Source organism: Bacillus sp. FDAARGOS_527 (assembly GCF_003812125.1).
GTDB lineage: Bacteria > Bacillota > Bacilli > Bacillales > Bacillaceae_G > Bacillus_A > Bacillus_A paranthracis.
Window position 1 is genome coordinate 2,770,908 of the sequence record NZ_CP033795.1, and the last position, 18,062, is coordinate 2,788,969.

Annotated in this window: 21 protein-coding genes; 1 reads left to right on the forward strand and 20 read right to left on the reverse strand. The window is 34.2% G+C overall.

The genetic code is table 11. From position 1 onward, the window contains the following. Position 1 precedes the first annotated feature (1 nt). The 18 genes from EGX95_RS16805 to EGX95_RS16890 form a co-directional block, all read right to left on the reverse strand. Complete coding sequence (locus EGX95_RS16805; protein WP_123805669.1) at positions 2-388, reverse strand: hypothetical protein; 387 nt, start codon at positions 386-388, stop codon at positions 2-4. A gap of 145 nt (positions 389-533) precedes the next feature. Next, the gene (locus EGX95_RS16810; protein ID WP_123805671.1) at positions 534-1,460 is read right to left on the reverse strand and encodes a helix-turn-helix domain-containing protein; all 927 of its coding nucleotides are present in this window, start codon (positions 1,458-1,460) and stop codon (positions 534-536) included. A gap of 42 nt (positions 1,461-1,502) precedes the next feature. Beyond that, positions 1,503-1,682, reverse strand: coding sequence for a hypothetical protein (locus tag EGX95_RS16815; RefSeq protein ID WP_123805673.1), 180 nt, complete (start codon positions 1,680-1,682; stop codon positions 1,503-1,505). Positions 1,683-1,705: 23 nt separating this feature from the next. Then, entirely contained in the window at positions 1,706-1,924 is a 219-nt protein-coding gene (locus EGX95_RS16820) for a hypothetical protein (protein ID WP_123805674.1), read from the reverse strand. 19 nt (positions 1,925-1,943) lie between these two features. Beyond that, positions 1,944-2,771, reverse strand: coding sequence for a hypothetical protein (locus EGX95_RS16825; RefSeq protein ID WP_123805676.1), 828 nt, complete (start codon positions 2,769-2,771; stop codon positions 1,944-1,946). A 316-nt stretch (positions 2,772-3,087) separates the two neighbouring features. Then, complete coding sequence (locus tag EGX95_RS16830; RefSeq protein ID WP_001021805.1) at positions 3,088-3,261, reverse strand: helix-turn-helix domain-containing protein; 174 nt, start codon at positions 3,259-3,261, stop codon at positions 3,088-3,090. A gap of 91 nt (positions 3,262-3,352) precedes the next feature. Continuing rightward, complete coding sequence (locus EGX95_RS16835; protein WP_123805678.1) at positions 3,353-4,234, reverse strand: SU10 major capsid protein; 882 nt, start codon at positions 4,232-4,234, stop codon at positions 3,353-3,355. 21 nt (positions 4,235-4,255) lie between these two features. After that, entirely contained in the window at positions 4,256-4,711 is a 456-nt protein-coding gene (locus EGX95_RS16840) for a xanthine phosphoribosyltransferase (RefSeq protein ID WP_123805680.1), read from the reverse strand. Between the two features lie 372 nt (positions 4,712-5,083). Then, positions 5,084-6,073 carry a hypothetical protein gene (locus EGX95_RS16845; protein WP_123805681.1) on the reverse strand — a complete coding sequence of 330 codons (990 nt, stop codon included), beginning with the start codon at positions 6,071-6,073 and terminating at the stop codon, positions 5,084-5,086. Between the two features lie 19 nt (positions 6,074-6,092). Then, positions 6,093-6,458: a hypothetical protein gene (locus EGX95_RS16850; RefSeq protein WP_123805683.1), complete on the reverse strand. Its 366-nt coding sequence runs from the start codon at positions 6,456-6,458 to the stop codon at positions 6,093-6,095. A gap of 883 nt (positions 6,459-7,341) precedes the next feature. After that, complete coding sequence (locus tag EGX95_RS16855) at positions 7,342-8,256, reverse strand: tyrosine-type recombinase/integrase (protein ID WP_123805685.1); 915 nt, start codon at positions 8,254-8,256, stop codon at positions 7,342-7,344. A gap of 191 nt (positions 8,257-8,447) precedes the next feature. Continuing rightward, entirely contained in the window at positions 8,448-8,669 is a 222-nt protein-coding gene (locus EGX95_RS16860; RefSeq protein WP_001123317.1) for a YneF family protein, read from the reverse strand. 78 nt (positions 8,670-8,747) lie between these two features. Continuing rightward, positions 8,748-9,188 (reverse strand): sporulation inhibitor of replication protein SirA, encoded by a 441-nt coding sequence (sirA, locus tag EGX95_RS16865; RefSeq protein ID WP_000860645.1) that lies wholly within the window; start codon positions 9,186-9,188, stop codon positions 8,748-8,750. A gap of 155 nt (positions 9,189-9,343) precedes the next feature. Continuing rightward, the gene (tkt, locus tag EGX95_RS16870; RefSeq protein WP_063246738.1) at positions 9,344-11,344 is read right to left on the reverse strand and encodes a transketolase; all 2,001 of its coding nucleotides are present in this window, start codon (positions 11,342-11,344) and stop codon (positions 9,344-9,346) included. 481 nt (positions 11,345-11,825) lie between these two features. Further along, positions 11,826-12,629, reverse strand: a complete 804-nt coding sequence (gene phnE / locus EGX95_RS16875) for a phosphonate ABC transporter, permease protein PhnE (RefSeq protein ID WP_000047911.1) — start codon at positions 12,627-12,629, stop codon at positions 11,826-11,828. Then, positions 12,629-13,423, reverse strand: coding sequence for a phosphonate ABC transporter, permease protein PhnE (gene phnE, locus EGX95_RS16880; protein WP_001000756.1), 795 nt, complete (start codon positions 13,421-13,423; stop codon positions 12,629-12,631). Before phnE (EGX95_RS16880) ends, phnE (EGX95_RS16875) begins: the two co-directional genes overlap by 1 nt. Further along, entirely contained in the window at positions 13,420-14,193 is a 774-nt protein-coding gene (phnC, locus tag EGX95_RS16885) for a phosphonate ABC transporter ATP-binding protein (RefSeq protein ID WP_000569254.1), read from the reverse strand. The genes phnE (EGX95_RS16880) and phnC overlap by 4 nt, the downstream gene beginning before the upstream one ends. A gap of 83 nt (positions 14,194-14,276) precedes the next feature. Continuing rightward, complete coding sequence (locus EGX95_RS16890) at positions 14,277-15,215, reverse strand: phosphate/phosphite/phosphonate ABC transporter substrate-binding protein (RefSeq protein ID WP_000915059.1); 939 nt, start codon at positions 15,213-15,215, stop codon at positions 14,277-14,279. A gap of 185 nt (positions 15,216-15,400) precedes the next feature. On the opposite strand from EGX95_RS16890, the gene EGX95_RS16895 reads away from it, so the two are divergent. Continuing rightward, positions 15,401-16,984, forward strand: coding sequence for a bifunctional metallophosphatase/5'-nucleotidase (locus EGX95_RS16895; protein WP_001075242.1), 1,584 nt, complete (start codon positions 15,401-15,403; stop codon positions 16,982-16,984). A gap of 28 nt (positions 16,985-17,012) precedes the next feature. Here EGX95_RS16895 and EGX95_RS16900 read toward each other — a convergent pair whose 3' ends face one another. Then, positions 17,013-17,252, reverse strand: coding sequence for a DUF896 domain-containing protein (locus tag EGX95_RS16900; RefSeq protein WP_000948565.1), 240 nt, complete (start codon positions 17,250-17,252; stop codon positions 17,013-17,015). A gap of 45 nt (positions 17,253-17,297) precedes the next feature. After that, positions 17,298-17,954, reverse strand: coding sequence for a YneB family resolvase-like protein (locus tag EGX95_RS16905; protein ID WP_000991471.1), 657 nt, complete (start codon positions 17,952-17,954; stop codon positions 17,298-17,300). Positions 17,955-18,062: the final 108 nt, after the last annotated feature.

The window sequence follows — 18,062 nt, forward strand, 5'->3', positions numbered from 1 at the left end:
CTTACACCATCAACCCATCGTCATCTTCTCCATCTTCATTAGAGATGGTTTCGAATCCCTTCACGATAGAATTGATTTCCTTGTACAGTTTAAGGAATGTGCCAATGGATTTATCGTCACCACCAACTGCCTTCGCTCTTACTGCATCGTACATCAATCTAATATCATCAATCATTAACGATTGTAAATATAGTGCCACCAAATTTGCATACTCTGGTGTCTTTTCCCAATTTGTAAAACCATTCATAGTTTTCCTACCAACTGAAATAAGAAATTCTTCTTCACTTTTCGGCTGAATAGTTTGATTGAATCGTGTATCTGGGAATTTATAATTAAAATACATCCGATTCTCTTTTGTAACTTTTTTTAATGCTTCTTTCAACGTCATTTCATTTAAACCTCTTTCATACAAAAATCCCAAACCATACTGATAGTGAGTATAATAATAAATAATATATAACCAACTTATATTCTTCATTATTTATCATTAGGCACTTAATATATTTATTATATTACTCACTATTCGTATGGTTTTAAAAATCCGTTACTTTAACTTCTTCTTTCTTCGCTTCTTTAACACCTGTAACATTACGTGTTATATATTTCATTTCCTCTTCTGAATAACTTCCAATTCCATTACAAGAATAAACGCTTGCCCCATCTGCTTCTGAATTGATTACATATGTTGCAGGAAAACATTCAATTAGACCATGTTTCTTTAATCCGTCCAATGCACTATTCATTTTCCCTCTTGTTATTCCTGTTTGTTTCATGATTGTATCGTGTGAAATTTCAATTGTTCCACCTGCAACATCACATTTTGATTTTAGAAAACTATATATGTAAAACGCATCTGTACCAAGATTTTTATTCGTCATACACTTTATGAATATATTAAAGTTCACATTATGTGTTCTAGCGATGTTATCAGAATCCACCCCACCAAAAAATGTTCCATAACCATATTCACCATCACTATCGTATAAACCAAATATTGGTTCTTTAACTGTTTTGCGATTGTTTTCAACTTTTAACCCCACATCTGAAACAGTTTCAAAATCAATAAATCCATCTTCATCAATTGTGTAAGATGCAGGTGCTTCTTTATATGGAATTGTTTTAGTTAATCCAAGACCATCTAAAACACCATTCTTTTTGATTATTTTATCTATTCTTTGTTCTCTGGATGTAAACCCTATCAATTCTTTTAAAGCCCCTACATCTGTGTTTTGGTAACTCATAACACCGTATTTAGCGTTACGGTACAACCATGTAATAAGATACAAATATGAATATGCAACATCAACATATGTTGTGGTTCTTTTCCCTTTCGTTGTTAATGATTCTTCTTTTAATAAAGTTTCAAACAAACTGTTTGGTAGAAACACTTTCCCATGTTTATCTTGATGCTCATAATATTCAACTCTTGATTTAAATTCTCTTTCTGTTACTTTCCCCATCTTTGATTACCCCTTTATTTTTGATTATCCTTGTTGATAAAATCAACGATTATATTCTTTTAATGCCTTATCTAATTCTGATGTTTTATTAAACAACCAAAATTCTTTGCCATCTCTTGTATATGCCTTTGTAATAAATTCCATATCTTTGTCGTATCTCAAGTATTTTGCAACTCGCTTGTCGTAGCAGAAAAATAAATCCTTTGCAGTAATGTTTTTCATTTAACATCAACCCTTCTTTTAAATTAACTTTGTAAAAAATTCCTTTTTAATATCAACTTTTCACCATCGACTCTATATTCAGCCAATGCAATTTTTAATTCTTCTTTTCTTTCAAACAACCAAAATTGTTTATTTGTTGTAATATGCTTTGCACTACAGATATACTTGAATCCCTTTTCATATCTTAGAAATTCAAGTAAGTTTGTGCTGTAGCAAAAAAAATACTTTTCCATATTAACCATTATCATCTTCTCCTTTGATTTAATTCATTAATGTCATTTGTAAATTGTGCTTTCCTGTTAAGGCGTATGAGAATGGATTTTGTTGTATCTCTACCATCCCATTATCATATTTGCTATCTCTTTTTAATTCGAAACTTGTACGCTTAAACGCTTTTCTTAATTCAAATTCCTTTATAGGAAGGTGAATGTCTAACTCTAGAAGGTTACTAATACCCTCTAAATTCATTTTTGTTTCCAAGGAACCACTGTCATTTAAGAAAATTTTTTCAGAAGAATTGAATCTTCTTTTTACCTCTACGAAATCAATAAGTGTATGTCGCTCTTGTAAGCGAATCATTTCTTCCATGCCTAACTTCTCTAGCCAATTGCACTGTGTTTCTCTGAAATTACCTTTGTAATCGTAGTATCCTAAGTAACTAGAATCAATTGCCATGAGCATTAACATACCATCTTCTGTTGAAGGCAATGGAATATCATATAATGCGTATAATAGTAACGCTGTACTCATTGCATATTTGTCTGTGTAATTCTCTCTTGGAACTCTTTCAATTATGTTTGGATTTGCACTCATTATGTTTGGTTTACTTGTATTGGAGAGTATTGTTACGTGGTTGTCGTATGTCATGCCATTTACAAGGGCAATATCAACACCGACTGCTTTACGTTTATCTTTTTTATTTGTAGAGTAAAGATTGTTGAAATCGTAGAAGTGTTCCACTTCCCAACCTTTAACTTGTTTGATGATTGTTGCACCAACTAAACTGTCAATATCATCACTCATACATACTGTATAATCTGCTTCCTCAAATACCCATTGAGGAAATTTGTCTTTAAAATCTTGCTTCATAAATTAGCGAAAGTGTAACTTTCACTCTTAAAACTTTTGCACTAATTTATGTTTTTAATGTTTGATAAAATCCAAGTTTTATCTTTTTATTTACGTATCAATCTTTATTAATGTTATTTGTTATTCCTTTGTTCCCCTTTTACTCACGTGCTGATTGAGTAAAAGAGTTAAGTTTCTACTACTTCCACATATTTCACTCCTTTAACTTATCTTTTTTAATCTATTTGGATGATTCCTCATCCTGTATATAGTATAACATTTTTTGTTACACATTTCAAATTTATGTATTACATAAAACTAAATTGTCAAGTGTTTTTTAAAAATTATCTATAAATTCTTTGTACTTATCAATTTTAACTCTATCCATTTCACAATTACCTGTCTCATATTGACTGATTAATGATTGTGAACATCCAATATGTTCGGCTAATTGTCGCAAACGAATTTTCTTTTTTCTGCGCTTTAACACATATTCATCCTTAATGTTCACTTTGATTACCTCCTATTTAAAATTTTAAACGATTATCAAAATAATATAGGAGAGGGTTAGCCCCTCTACCTATTCATTGTTTGTTACATTATTACGCTTGTTTAAGGTTATAAACTGCGACTGCTTTTTTACTTCCAACCTCAAGTGAGCATTCTGCCACTACCTGACCTTTAACATTGTCACCAGTTTTACCTAGTTGTTCAAATTGTGGTTGACGTAAGAAAGCAACTTTAAGAGCATTTACATCAAATGCAACAATTTTATCTGCTGGCATATAACGGTCTAGGATAAAGTTAACTTTTCCGTAAGAAGTTTCTACAGAATTTACAACAATACCGAAGTCAGTAGTCACATGTTGGTAAGAATAACGGTCTTTGTATAGTTCGTCAATTTGGTCTTTTAAGTCAGCACCAACTAATGCATAAAATTCACCATTTTCATTTCCTGCTGTCCATAATTTCTTAACAAGTTCCTTAATTTCTTTCTCAGTTAATACATCTTTAGTAGCACCGTTTACAACGTTATCTGCGTCAACAAATTTTAAAATACCATCCATTTGACGTTTACCACTAGCACCATCGTTCTTAACACCATTAATTAGTTTTTTCTCCATACCAATAGCAAGTTCAATTAAGCGGTCATTGATTTCTTGTGCGAATAAGTCGCCAACTGCACCTGTTGCCTGTGCTGTACCAGATACAGAAGTTGCTTTGTAGAAGATTTCCATAACGTTATTTAGTTCTGCACGTCCAGATTGTACGAATTGAGTTGCGTCAATGCCTTCATCAACTGAAATGTCAGCAGTACCATCAAGAGTTTTTTCTCTCCATGTGTGAAATTTACCTTTCGAGTCAACATATAACCCTTTGCTTAAAAGTAAAGTCATGAAAGGAGTAGCGATAGGTGATACTAAAGCGATTTCATCGGTAAGATGAATATTTTCCTGTGTAGTTAATTTTTTAGAATCTAACATTCTTTTTTCCTCTTTCTTATATTAAAAATTTAATTTTTGACTAATCATAGATTTAGTGTCTTTGTTTTTCTTAGCAATGCTATAACCATCCACCTGTTTATGATTTGTCGGTTTATATCCATTTGCCAACTCTAGTTGACCAATGATTTCCTTTAATCTTGTAATTTGATTATTTAATGCTTCTGTATCATCGACAGAAACGTTAATGAAGTCAGCGAAAACTTCAACGCCTTCTTCTTTTAAGGTTTGTGCAACCTCTCTTTTCCAAATAGATTCCAACTTTTGTTGAATTTTAATTTCATCATCCGTTAATTCTTTTGGTTTGTATTGTGACAACTCTTCAATCTGGTTATATAGTAAATCTACTTCTTCTTTTGAATAAGTTTTTTCTTCAACTATTTCTTCATTTTGTTGAGTGTCTTTAATTTCAGTTTCCTCAACATCTTGTACCTGTTCTTGATTATTGATTTCGTCCATTTTTATTTAGCACTTCCTTTTAATTCAATAAAAATAGGAAACAGTACAGTCGTACCGTTTCCACCAGTTGGCTATCACTAAGATAAAATCCTAGCAGGTTACAACGGTTAGCAGTCCGTTGCAACTAATTTTAAGGGAATCCTTTTAAGGGGAATTAATTATGCAAAGGGGGTGCATAATTAAAATTTTCAATTTGAAAGCAAAAAATATTATTAAATTAGCGCCTTCATACATAAAATAAATATATGGAAAAGTGTAACTTTTTAATTTGTTATATGAAATCGTTAAAGTTATTAGGTGGATTTTTTAGTGTTTGAGGTGACTTTTTATTAGAAGAGATAAAAAACCACTCATACAGTTAAAATGAGTGGTTTAGAATCTATTTGAAATTACTTCTTTCCAGTTATCAAAGATTTTCTTTTCACAACGTTTAAGAGTTTGTTTGAAGTTTGTCTCAGTCATTTCTTGATTTGTTAATTTCGTCATCTGTTTCGCTATATGACGTTTCTTTAAAACAGGCGTGCCATCTTCTTTCCATCTGAAAGCATCTGTATTGTTTTCTTTTAAATCTCTTTCAATGATGTTGTAAACATCTTGCACAAATTTAGTTTGTTTTGGTGTAAGCCATAAACTAAACGCTTCCAATCCTCCAACATTCTTCAATGTTTTCCCAAACATCATCATCCATATATCTGTTTCTTCTGCTTTTGTTTCTGCCTTTACATATGTAGATTTATTTCCTTTACGGATACGCTTAACATTATCTCTCTTCATTTGTAATTCAATGAATTTCGTCAACATTGCTTTGTTTATATATTTCACCATTTCTTTTGTTTCTCTCTCACAATCTACTTTCTTAATTGCGTAAAGAAATGCTTCTTCAAACAATGGTAATAAATTATCTTTAGTTTGTTTGAAATCTGTTTTAAACTCATCACTATTTTGACTTAATCCTTCAAATTGGTTTAAAAGGTTAAAGAAGTCATACTGTCTAGCACGTAAATAATCTCTTACTTCGCTTTCATTAGCGTAAATTGAAGAAAAATCATAATTACGCAATGCTCTCCAATCTAATTCAATCCAATCTGCTTCATATAAACCATCTAAAAATTCATGCAATCCTTCAAAATCCTCTGATTGATTGCTTCTTTCAGTTAAGTTTCTAGCATTTCTCTTTGCAAAACAATTTTTCATCATGAATGCCCTAATACGATAAGCCACATATTTTAAACCATCTTCTACTTCTGGTGCATTATCATTGTATTTTAATGTTGTTAAATCTTCATTCACATAATTCAACAATGCTTCTAAAATTTCTGTATCTTGTCCAGTTTCTTGATACTTTCTAATTAATTCTCTCATACTTCATTTCCCCTATAATTTAACTCAAATGCTTTGGTTTAATTCTTCCAGATAGTTGAAGTGGTAGTATAACATCATTTTCAACTAATCTTTTATTTCTCATATCTAATTTTGAATTAATGATTGTAAGAAGATATTTCTTTTCATCTACTGTCCAATCAGTAATGTTTGCAAAAAGCGTTTCTTTTCTATTATGCGATTGATAATAAACACCTTCAACATCTTTTAAATTACAATCCTTATCTAAGGTAATTTTCTTTCCGTTTGATTTTGCAACCACATTATTTGATTTTTCATCTACTTCTTTAATCTCTTGACCTTTAATAATTTCAACTAACTGTTCATCTGTTAATGGCACTAAATCCATTTGTACTGTTTTTCTCATTTTAAACATCCCTCTATTATATATATAGGTTCTCCCCAACCCTTAATTAAAGTATAACATTTTTTGTTACACATTTCAAATTTATGTGTTACATAACCCTTGACTTTTTAAGGTTTTTGTTATAGAAATTTTCCTTATTAACATTTTTAAGCAATCACGTAATTTTTCTATTGACTTTGATTGTCCGTCCTTCAACATTGGTTGAGAGTTTGGAAATGGCTTGGCAAAGGTTGTCTACCTTGTTCACAAGATAAAAAAATTATCAAGTGAACAAAGATAGACGACTTTCACAACATTGTATATCGAGTATTGGTATCCGTATTGTATAACCCTATTTGTCGCAGGATTTTTCATCCTAACAAGTCTACTCTGTCAAGTAGCCCTAAGAGTTTCTCTATTCTGTAACCTTACACTTTGGCTTTTCAGTTACTTAATTCCGTACCTCATCATTCAGAGGAATAGGAAAAGAATAGATATTTATGACTTGTCCTACTGTACATATCTGTACACTACCTTTCCTAACAATCAGCGTTTATTGGTGGCTTTCACCATTCAGACACAAGCGTAAATAGGGAAACGCTTATTGTATCCTATCCCCTTTTTATGCGATGGCAGGGTCAGTACCTGTCAAGGTTATTTTATAGTCGTATTAGTCGGCAATCCACGACTGGAACATCCTAAAAAAGACAACACTTAATAACCCTTGCATCATCGAATTTTTTTCGATAGAATGAAGGTAGGACTTGTTCCTATTCAGTTTTTCTGCAAAAAACTAACGTGAGAAGTAGGGTGTTGGTAGCACTCTACTTCTTTTTTCTTTGACAATTAAACAACTATTGAAGCAATGACGCTTTCTGTTTCAATATCAGTGATGAGAAAGTTATTATGAAGACCTGCCAATATTCATTAATGGACTAGATGGCATTGCCTTTTTAATAAGTTCAAAATCCTCTAATGACTGTAAATAACGCTGTGTGGTAGATACATCAGAATGACCTAGCAATTTTGATAATGTGAAGATATCAATTCCGTTTAAAATACACTGAACAGCGAAGAAATGGCGAAACGTATGTGGACTACATCTTACCTCTTCAACTTCTACCCTTTTCCCTGCTTCTTTAATTACATTGTAAATCCCCATATGCGACAATGGGTCGGCTGTATAAGACAAAAAATAATTGTCTGTCTTAACAATTTTATCTTTGAGATATTGTTTTCTTAATCTCTCATATCGAATTAGAATCTTTTTTAACGGTGGAGAGATGAACATAATACGCTCCTTATTACCCTTACCATTAACTAAAATCGTTGTTTCTTTTACGTTTTGAGTCAATAACCCTCTAATCTCCATCGCTCGCAACCCACAATCGCTTAACATGGCTACTATTGCTTTATTTCTGGCTTCGATGTAGTTTTTAAAACTAAATGCGTCTATCATTGCTGATACCTCTTGAACAGTAAATCCCTTCAATAATTTCTTAGGAACTTTCGGCAATTCAACCTTTTTAGCAATATTCTCTTTAAGATATTCCTCTTTCTGACACCAACTAAAGAAAGCACGAACGATTTTAGACATAGCTACTATTGATTGTGGCTGTAAGCCCTCTTCATGCTTTGCTCTAACGTATTGCTTTAAATGTAGCGTATTGATGACTTCTAACTCGCTTATCCCCTTCTCATCCATTAGAAACCTTTTTAATTGCTTCATTTCTTGGCGTTTATTCTTCATTGTTTTTGGTGTGAATCCTTTCGCCAGACAGTGATACAAATACTCTTCAATTACATCTTCTAATTCCAAACAAAAAAACCACCTTTCCCATTGGTTGATATTCCAACAGAAAAAGTGGTTTTTAAGAAAAATAAAGCAAATTTCGTAAAAATTTCAGAGAAAGATAAACCAATGAATCCATTAAGTTTGTTCATCTTTACGAAATTAATGCTTATATCAGAGCGATGAAACGCTTGTGGCTCTAAGGATTAGCCGTGCGCTTATTTCATTTGTTGCTTGTTCATCGCGCTCATCATTTGATTGATTTTCTTTTGGGAAGGTTTTTGTCCCATTTGCATCATCATCATTTTTAACATTTGTTCGTTAATTGGTGGATTTTTTTGTAAGTAATTCATCATGTATTTGCGGGCAATGAAAAATCCTAACGCCACGCCTGCTACTAGTGCTACTACGCCCACTAGAATACCTAACCAAATTGGCATATATTTTCCTCCTTCATGTTGTCTACCTTACAGTGTACTAAAACCTTTTCAATAAGACAAGATACAATTCGACATTTTTTACACATATGTTCGTACTTGTTTTAGAGGATTCAGCCATCCGTACTTTGTATTTTCATAATCCATAGCTAAAAATGTTAATTCACACTTCCGAAGCACCTCAAAGAAAGTCGTTTCCATAGAAACATTTCCAGAGGTATTCATGCGAATATAGTGTGGTTTCACCATTATTTCGCCATATTCCGCCCCTGTATAAAGTGTATGTGTATGATGTGTTCGATCATATTTACCAAGAACGCGCAAAGCTTGTTCTAATTTATGATGAATTTTCATTACTTGTAATGGCATCGTTATATACATCATTTGTTTATATAACACTTTTTTCTCCGAAAGGGACCCAGATTCTGAAAATCGAGCAAATAAATCAAAAAACAAATATTCACGACCAAAGTAAGCTTTCGCAATATCCTCTTGAATTAAATACAATTCATACGTTTTCATCTTTCGCCTCCCAATCTGGACAACCTTTTCTCTTCATTATATAGAAGAAATTTTGCAATGATTGTCTGACTGCGGAGAGAGAAAAAACTTTTTCTGTCGAAAAAACTCATTTACATAGAAAAACCTCTCCATGCCGGAGAGTTTTTCTAAAATCATTAAAGCATTTCTTTTACTTTACGAACAACGTTCTCTACAGTAAATCCATACTCTTTCATAATCTTCTCACCAGGAGCAGAAGCACCGAATGTATCGATACCTAACACATCTCCTTCAAGACCTACGTAACGGTGCCATCCGAATGTAGCACCCATTTCGATTGCGAAACGTTTTGTTACTGCTTTTGGTAATACAGATTCTTTGTACTCAGCAGTTTGAGCTTCAAAGCGATCCATAGATGGCATGCTGACAACAGATGCGTCAACACCGTCTACTGCTAATGCTTTTTGAGCTTCAACAGCTAGACTTACTTCTGATCCAGTTGCAAGTAAGATTACATCAGCTGTTTCTTTCTTGCTTGCAGAAACTACATATGCACCTTTTGCTACTTTTTCATACGTATCGTCTTTTGCACCTTCTAATGTTGGAAGATCTTGACGAGTTAATACTAAAGCAGTTGGTTTGTTTGTAGATTCAAGAGCTAGTCTCCAAGCTGCAACAGATTCGTTACCATCAGCTGGACGGATAACAGATACATTTGGCATCGCACGTAGCGCTGCTAATTGCTCGATTGGTTCATGTGTTGGACCATCTTCACCAACAGCGATACTGTCATGTGTGAACACATATGTTACCGGCAATTGCATTAATGCTGCAAGACGAATTGCTGGACGTAAGTAGTCAGAGAATACGAAGAACGTACCACCGTAAGTTTTTAAACCACCATGTAGTGCAATACCGTTCATTGCTGCACCCATTGCGAACTCACGTACACCGTACCAGATGTTTTTACCGCTGTAATCATCTCTTGTAAAGTCTTTTTCGTTATTCATGTATGTTTTGTTAGAACCAGCAAGGTCAGCAGACCCACCGAAGAATGATGGCACAGACTCTGCAATTGCATTAATTACAGCACCTGAAGAATTACGAGTTGCTGCTTTTGATCCTAATTCATAAGTTGGTAAGTTTTGCTCCCAACCTTCTGGAAGAAGACCATTCATTGCCGCTTGCAGTTCGTTTGCTAATTCTGGGTATGCTTGTGCATATTCACCTAGCATCGTGTTCCACTCAGCTTGCGCAGTTTCACCAACATCTTGTACTGTTTTACGGAAGTTGTCATATACTTCTTCTGCTACATGGAAGTCTTGCTCAGCAGTCCAAGCGTATGCTTCTTTCGTTAACTTTGTTTCTTCTACACCAAGTGGAGAACCATGTGAAGCTGATTTTCCTGATTTGTTTGGAGAACCGAAACCAATTGTCGTTCTTACTTCAATTAGCGTTGGGCGTTTTTCGTCAGCTTTCGCTTCTTCGATTGCTTTCGCGATAGCTTCAATATCGTTTCCATCCTCAACACGGATTACTTGCCATCCGTATGCTTTGTAACGATCTTCTACACTTTCAGAGAATGAACGATTTAAATCGCCATCTAATGAAATATCGTTTGAATCGTAAAGAACAACAAGACGACCTAATTGTAAATGAGCAGCTAATGAAGATGCTTCAGCAGAAACGCCTTCCATTAAATCTCCATCACCACAAATAGCGTATGTATAATGATCTACTACATTATACGCATCACGGTTATATTTAGCAGCTAAATGTCTTTCTGCCATTGCCATACCTACAGCAGTTGCAATACCTTGTCCAAGTGGACCAGTAGTTGCATCTACACCAGCTGTATGACCGTACTCAGGATGTCCTGGAGTTTTGCTTCCCCATTGACGGAAGTTCTTTAAGTCATCCATTGTTACATCATAACCAGATAGGTGAAGTAGGCTGTATAATAACATTGAACCATGACCTGCAGATAATACGAAACGATCACGGTTAAACCACGTTGGGTTATTTGGATTGTGTTTCATAAATTGAGTCCATAATGTATAAGCCATTGGTGCTGCACCCATTGGCATTCCTGGGTGACCAGAGTTTGCTTTTTCAATCGCATCGATGGATAATGTGCGAATCGTGTTGATAGAAAGTTGTTCGATTGAATGTGACATGCTATTCTTCCCTTCGCTTATATTAGTAAACGTTTTATACATTTATATGATAGCTTCCCACGCAAGATTATACAACATGTATCGACAAATATGTTGATGTTTTTTTGATTTTTTATAAAAAAATCAATGTTTTCGGGAATGTATGGGTATTCAATATGACATACTTTTTCATTATTTTTATTTTGAAAAGAAAGGGAATTATCTGTATATTTATACAGATATACAAAATTCTTCTATACTAACTTTTTTAACCCGCTTGTGAACTCCCCCCACTTAACATGATTATTATCTACTTTCATTGTTATACCAAACTTTACCTCTTATAAGACTGATTATATCAGGGGTCAAATAAATAGGAAAACCAAATGTTTGGCTACGCCAAACCGAAATTCGTCTTTCACACGCCCCAGGAAGGAGATTTCTTTCGGATAATGCGTTAAAAATACAAAAAAGCATCTAAATTCGATGCTTTTCAAATCAGTTAAACAATCCGTTTCCGAATCGAACTTGAAATAAAATCAATGATAATGACCATTAAAATGATGCCCAATAAAATAATTCCCACACGAGACCAATTACGTGAACTCAGTGCAAAAATTAGGGGCGTACCAATACCACCTGCTCCAATAACACCTAAAATGGCAGCGGATCGCACATTAATTTCGAACCTGTATAACGTATAGGATAGAAAATCTGGTAATACTTGTGGCAATACTGCATACCAAAGTATTTGAAACCGGTTTGCACCTGTAGCTATTAACGCCTCTGTCGGCCCCTTATCTATATTTTCAATTCCTTCTGAATATAATTTCCCTAACATTCCAATAGAGTGTAATCCTAAAGCTAGAACGCCGGCAAAAGAGCCTGGTCCAACAGCCTTTATAAATAAAAGGGCCATAACTAATTCAGGAAATGTACGAACAAAACTAAGTACAAATTTCCCAGTTCCTGAAGTTAGTTTTCCACTGCTCATATTCGTCGCCGCCCAAAAAGCAAATGGAACAGATAAAAAGGCAGAAATAAATGTACCCAATATCGCAATTGCCAACGTATCAATTAAACCATGTAATAAATCTTCACCATCTGGCAAAGATACATACGCCCAATCTGGATTCAATACACCTGTCATAATTGCTTTTGTAATTTCTCCTGCCGTATCCTTGATTCCTTCTAGCGGTACTCCTGAAAAAGCCCATACATAAACAAATGTAAGTGCTATGAAAATAATCCAGCGATACATACTCGGTTTCTTCGGTTTTGGTACGATTAACGTCGTTTTACTCATTATAATTTCTCCCGCAACAATGTACTTACATAATCAATTAACAATACAACAACAAGGGTATAAATAATAATAGATGCAGTTTGTTGATATTGTAAAAACCCAAGTGTACGGTCATAATATAATCCAATACCACCTGCCCCTACTAAACCTAAAACAGCTGCTGCACGTACGTTCACCTCAAATGTATACAGAACATAGGAGACAAAATGTGCTTTCACTTGCGGAATTACTCCATAAACAATCCATTTCACTTTATTTGCTCCTACTGCTGTCATCGCCTCTAACGGACCTGGATCAATTGATTCAATTGACTCATACAACAATTTCGCCACGAGCCCAATTGAGAAAAAAGTAAGAGCCAGAATACCTGGAAGTGGCCCGATTCCAAAAATCGCTACGAAAATTGCCGCTAATAATAAATCTGGTATCGTTCGGATAAAATTTAATATCATTCGAGCTGGACTGTATAAAAATGTACTAGTAAATACATTACTTGCCGCAAATAGTGCCAGCGGAATAGCTAAAATCGCACCTAAAGTCGTCCCAATAATCGCCATACGTATTGTATCTAACATCGCTGTTGTAATAACTTGAAAATAACTCCAATCTGGCGGCACCATCTCTTTTAACAAATCCATCATATTAGGAAAACCAACTACTAGTTTTGACAATGATGCATCGACCTGTACACTACTTCCCCACAACAGTAAAATGACTAAAACAGCCGTTAACATATGTTTCAACTTACTCGGTGGCTTCGGTATCGATTTCGAATATATCGTCACGTCATTCATTTAACTGCCACCTCTAACAATTCACTTTTCTGTACTACGTCACCATAAATTTCAGCAAACTTTTCATCCGTTGCCTCTTCTACTAAGCCATCAAAAACAATTTCTCCTGCATGTAATCCAATAATGCGCGTCGCATATTGCCTAGCTAAATCAATAGAATGTAAGTTTACAATTGTTGTAATTCCAAAATCTTCATTAATTTTCTTCAAATCATCTAATACTTGCTTTGTTGTTAGCGGATCTAACGATGCAACAGGTTCATCTGCCAATATGATTTTTGCTTCTTGCGCCAACGCTCTAGCAATCGATACACGTTGCTGTTGTCCTCCTGATAATTCATCAGCACGCGCATATGCTTTTTCTAAAATATTTACTCTTTTTAACGATTGAAAAGCAAGCTCCAAATCTTCTTTCGGAAATAGGCCTAACGTTGTACGCAACGTCGAATGATACCCAACACGGCCAGCTAATACGTTCTTTAATACTGTTGATCGCTTTACAAGGTTAAAACTTTGAAAAATCATACCAATATCCCGGCGCATGCGGCGTAATCCTTTTCCTTTCGCAGCCGTAATAGACTCACCTTCAATCATGATTTCTCCTTCGGTAATCTCATGAAGACGATTTACCGATCTTAGAAGTGTAGACTTTCCAGCTCCGGAAAGCCCTACCATTACAACAAACTCACCTTTTTGAATTTTCAAGTTTATATTATTCAATCCTTTTGTACCATTTGGATACACTTTGGAAACATTTCGAAACTCTATCACACATCTTACCTACCTTCTATGTATTCAAAACGGCAAACTAACTGAAAACATACCTTTCCAGCTAGTTGCCATTTCCATATGTATTATTGCGTTTTTACTTTCTTTCCATATTCACGAACGATATCAAATTTACTATCATCAGATTTAACATATCCTTCATGTGAATATACTTCTTTAATGATTTTGTGACCTTCCTCATTCTTTCCAATTTCAATGAAAGCATCCTGTAATTTCTTGCTCCACTCTTCATCTAAATCAGAACGTACCGAAATCGTATCGTTTGGAATTTTCTCCGTAAATTTCACTATTTTCGTTTGATCGAATATATTCGGATAATCTTTTTTTACAATATTACGAGCATCTTGGAATACAACAGCTGCATCTACGTCACCATTTAAAAGAGCAATAAGCGACTGATCGTGACCTTTTAATGTAACAGGTTTCACATCTTTTAACGGATCAACGCCCTCTTTTAATAGTACAGCCGCAGGCCACACATATCCCGCTGATGACGTTACATCTTGATAGCCAATTTTTTTACCTTTTAAATCTTTTACACTATTAATATTTGAATCTTTCTTAACAACAAACTCAGATTTATAAAAGTCTACTAAGTTCTTTGTAGGAGCTCCCGTTTCATCATCTACGCCAAAACGTTGCGCTTGTAAAATTACGTTTGCTGCCTTTTTCTCATGTGCTAACACATACGCTGTTGGGGGTAAAAATCCCACATCTACTTGCTTAGATGCCATCGCTTCTACAATTGTATTATAATTCGTTGAAATACTAACTTTTACTGGAATATTTAACTTATCACTTAATAGCTTCTCAAGTGGTTTTGCCTTCGCCTCTAACGTATCTGCATTTTGAGAAGGAACAAATTGAACATTTAAAGTCTTCGGTACATACCCTTTTTTCGTATCTTCATTTTTACTTGCACTTGATTCCTTCGTTCCACAGCCACTTAACAAACCCGCTGCTAATACAACTGTTGTGCTCATTGCAAAAACTTTTTTCAACATGTTAATGCCTCCATTTTTCATTGTTATAAAATAACCTTTCATAAACATGAAGAAATATATCACACATTTTTACAAATAATTGATTATTTACAGAATCTTTACACATTCTATACACTCACATTAAAATTCTCTCCATATATTTGATATGCTTAATCAGTAGATAATAATAGAAAAGGTGAATGATATTGAATCAAAATCAAATTGTAACTTTAAACATCCTATTAACAAGTGATATACATGGTACTGTTTATCCAATTCACTACCAAGATAACTCTCCAGCAGAAATTGGTTTAGCTAAGATTTCTACTCTTATAAAAAAAGAACGGTCCCAAAATAAAAACGTTCTTTTAATTGATAACGGTGACTTCATACAAGGAACACCATTTACTTACCATTACGCTACATATGAAAAAGATAAGAAAAACCCAATGTCATTAATAGCAAACTATTTACGTTATGACGCTGCAGTGATTGGGAATCATGAATTTAATTATGGAATGGATGTATTAAACGATGCTATTTCTACTGCAAACTCCCCATATTTATCAGCAAATATTTTAGACAAAAGCAGTAAAAAACCTTATTTCGGGAAACCATATATAATAAAACATATTGAAGCAAATATAAAAATTGCTATTTTAGGGGTGACAACGCATTATATTCCAAATTGGGAACAACCCCATCACATTAAAGACTTGCAATTTGAAGATGCGTTAGAAACAACAAAAAATTGGGTTTCTTACATTCACGAACATGAGAAACCAGATTTACTAGTCGTAGCGTATCATGGGGGATTTGAACGCGATTTACAAACTGGAGAACCGACTGAAGTTTTAACAGGCGAAAACCAAGGGTATGCTATGTGTCATGAAATTGAGGGCATAGATATTTTATTAACAGGCCATCAGCACCGAGAAATGGCTCAAACAGTGGGTAATGATGTAACAATTTTACAGACTGGATGTAACGGACATTCAGTTGGAAAAGTAACTGTAACATTTGAAAAAATGAAACAAGAGTGGGTAAAAAAAGAGAGTTATTCAGAACTATTGACTGTGCAAGAAATCGAGGCAGATCCAGATGTTCTTTACTTGGTAACCGATTATGAAGAGAAAACACAAAAATGGCTTGATCAACCTATTGGAACCATCCACGGTGACATGCAAATTTCAGATGCTATGCAAACTCGTTTGCAAGACCATCCTTTTATTGAATTCATAAATAAAATACAGATGGATATGGCTAATGTTTCTATTTCTTGTACAAGCTTATTCCATAATACATCTCCAGGTTTCCCGACATATGTAACAATGCGTGACATCGTTTCTAATTATATTTATCCAAATACATTAAAAGTAATTAGAATAACTGGAGCTGATATAAAAGATGCTCTCGAACTCTCTGCTTCTTATTTCACATTAAAAGAAGATGGAACCATCATCGTAAACCCTAGCTACATAGAACCAAAACCGCAACACTATAATTACGATATGTGGGAAGGAATTTCGTACGTATTAAACATTTCCAAACCAATTGGCGACAGAGTAGAATCTTTACAGCATAAAGGCACTCCTCTTAATATGAGTGAAGAATATGACGTCGTTATGAATAATTATCGCGCGAGCGGCGGAGGGAACTTCTTTATGTTTCAAAATAAGCCCGTAATAAAAGATATACCAACAGATATGTCTGAACTTATCGCTAACTATATATTGAAGCATAAAAAGATAGAAGCAACAGTTAATAACAACTGGAAAGTTATTAAATAAATAAAAAAAGATGGGCTTCGCCCATCTTTTAGTTTAATTTTGCATTATCTTGCTTTTTTAAAGCTTTTAATTTCGCCGGTGTAACATCAGTACCTTGTTCGTTAACGACTTTAATTCCTTTTAGTTCGTTTAACATATTTTGACGAAATCCTTTTAAATATTGTTCACGTAGCGATTGACGCTCACGTTGTTCTTCTTCAGTTAAACCTTCAGCTTTTGCTTTTTTCGCTAAGAAGTTAATGCGTTCAACGAGTTCGTGACTAAGCATCTCGAATCCCCCTTCTACTCAAAACTGATTATTATCATACAATAGTTACTCTTCTTTATCAAGCAATTGCTTTGTATACTCTACATATCTACGATGTACCGTCGCTTTTGAAACATTATGACCAAAGCCACGTAGTGTTGCTGCAATTTCTTCGAAAGTAAGTTCACTCTTACGCAAACGTACAATTTCCTCAATTGGCACTTCTTTCTTCTCTCGTCCTACACTTAAATGACGATTCTTTAAATTATTTTCTGGACGATAGCCTTTTTCTACTGCTCGTTGCATACCACGTTTAATTTTTAAATTATGAATCTTTCTTTGATACTCTTCAACAATACCAATAATATCTAATACCATTGAATCAGAATCCGACAATTGCAATTCACCATTATGTGTATGCGTATATACTTTTATTCCTTCTTTATGTAAACAGTGCATTAACGCAATCTTTGCATTTCCCCTACCAAGGCGCGTTTCATCTTGTATAAGTAGCACATCAATTTGTTCGTCTCGAATTGTATCTAGCACTTCTAATATGCCGTCACGTTCAATTGTATAGCCACTAGCCTGTTCCTCAATTACTTTAGTAACATTCATTTGATAGCGCTCCGCTAAATGCAATAATTCATCTTTTTGACGTAATAATGATGTTTCTTGCGCTTCTTTTGTTGTACTCACACGCGCATAAATAATTGCATTCATTATGAACCCCTCTTTCTCACTATTATTTCCCTCCAGTGTAACATAAATTCGCCTTTTGTTCGAACTTATGTTTGTAGAATGTTTTTTCACATGTTATACTTGTTAATA

Bases quoted from the DNA above. Each gene is read 5' to 3' on its own strand.
- tkt (WP_063246738.1), bottom strand. From the start codon at position 11,344: ATGTCACATTCAATCGAACAACTTTCTATCAACACGATTCGCACATTA.
- EGX95_RS16805 (WP_123805669.1), bottom strand. From the start codon at position 388: ATGACGTTGAAAGAAGCATTAAAAAAAGTTACAAAAGAGAATCGGATG.
- EGX95_RS16835 (WP_123805678.1), bottom strand. From the start codon at position 4,234: ATGTTAGATTCTAAAAAATTAACTACACAGGAAAATATTCATCTTACC.
- EGX95_RS16860 (WP_001123317.1), bottom strand. From the start codon at position 8,669: ATGCCAATTTGGTTAGGTATTCTAGTGGGCGTAGTAGCACTAGTAGCA.
- EGX95_RS16810 (WP_123805671.1), bottom strand. From the start codon at position 1,460: ATGGGGAAAGTAACAGAAAGAGAATTTAAATCAAGAGTTGAATATTAT.
- phnE (WP_001000756.1), bottom strand. From the start codon at position 13,423: ATGAATGACGTGACGATATATTCGAAATCGATACCGAAGCCACCGAGT.
- EGX95_RS16840 (WP_123805680.1), bottom strand. From the start codon at position 4,711: ATGGACGAAATCAATAATCAAGAACAGGTACAAGATGTTGAGGAAACT.
- EGX95_RS16890 (WP_000915059.1), bottom strand. From the start codon at position 15,215: ATGTTGAAAAAAGTTTTTGCAATGAGCACAACAGTTGTATTAGCAGCG.
- sirA (WP_000860645.1), bottom strand. From the start codon at position 9,188: ATGAAAACGTATGAATTGTATTTAATTCAAGAGGATATTGCGAAAGCT.
- EGX95_RS16845 (WP_123805681.1), bottom strand. From the start codon at position 6,073: ATGAGAGAATTAATTAGAAAGTATCAAGAAACTGGACAAGATACAGAA.
- phnE (WP_000047911.1), bottom strand. From the start codon at position 12,629: ATGAGTAAAACGACGTTAATCGTACCAAAACCGAAGAAACCGAGTATG.
- EGX95_RS16850 (WP_123805683.1), bottom strand. From the start codon at position 6,458: ATGAGAAAAACAGTACAAATGGATTTAGTGCCATTAACAGATGAACAG.
- EGX95_RS16825 (WP_123805676.1), bottom strand. From the start codon at position 2,771: ATGAAGCAAGATTTTAAAGACAAATTTCCTCAATGGGTATTTGAGGAA.
- EGX95_RS16900 (WP_000948565.1), bottom strand. From the start codon at position 17,252: ATGCTTAGTCACGAACTCGTTGAACGCATTAACTTCTTAGCGAAAAAA.
- EGX95_RS16815 (WP_123805673.1), bottom strand. From the start codon at position 1,682: ATGAAAAACATTACTGCAAAGGATTTATTTTTCTGCTACGACAAGCGA.
- EGX95_RS16820 (WP_123805674.1), bottom strand. From the start codon at position 1,924: ATGGTTAATATGGAAAAGTATTTTTTTTGCTACAGCACAAACTTACTT.
- EGX95_RS16905 (WP_000991471.1), bottom strand. From the start codon at position 17,954: ATGAATGCAATTATTTATGCGCGTGTGAGTACAACAAAAGAAGCGCAA.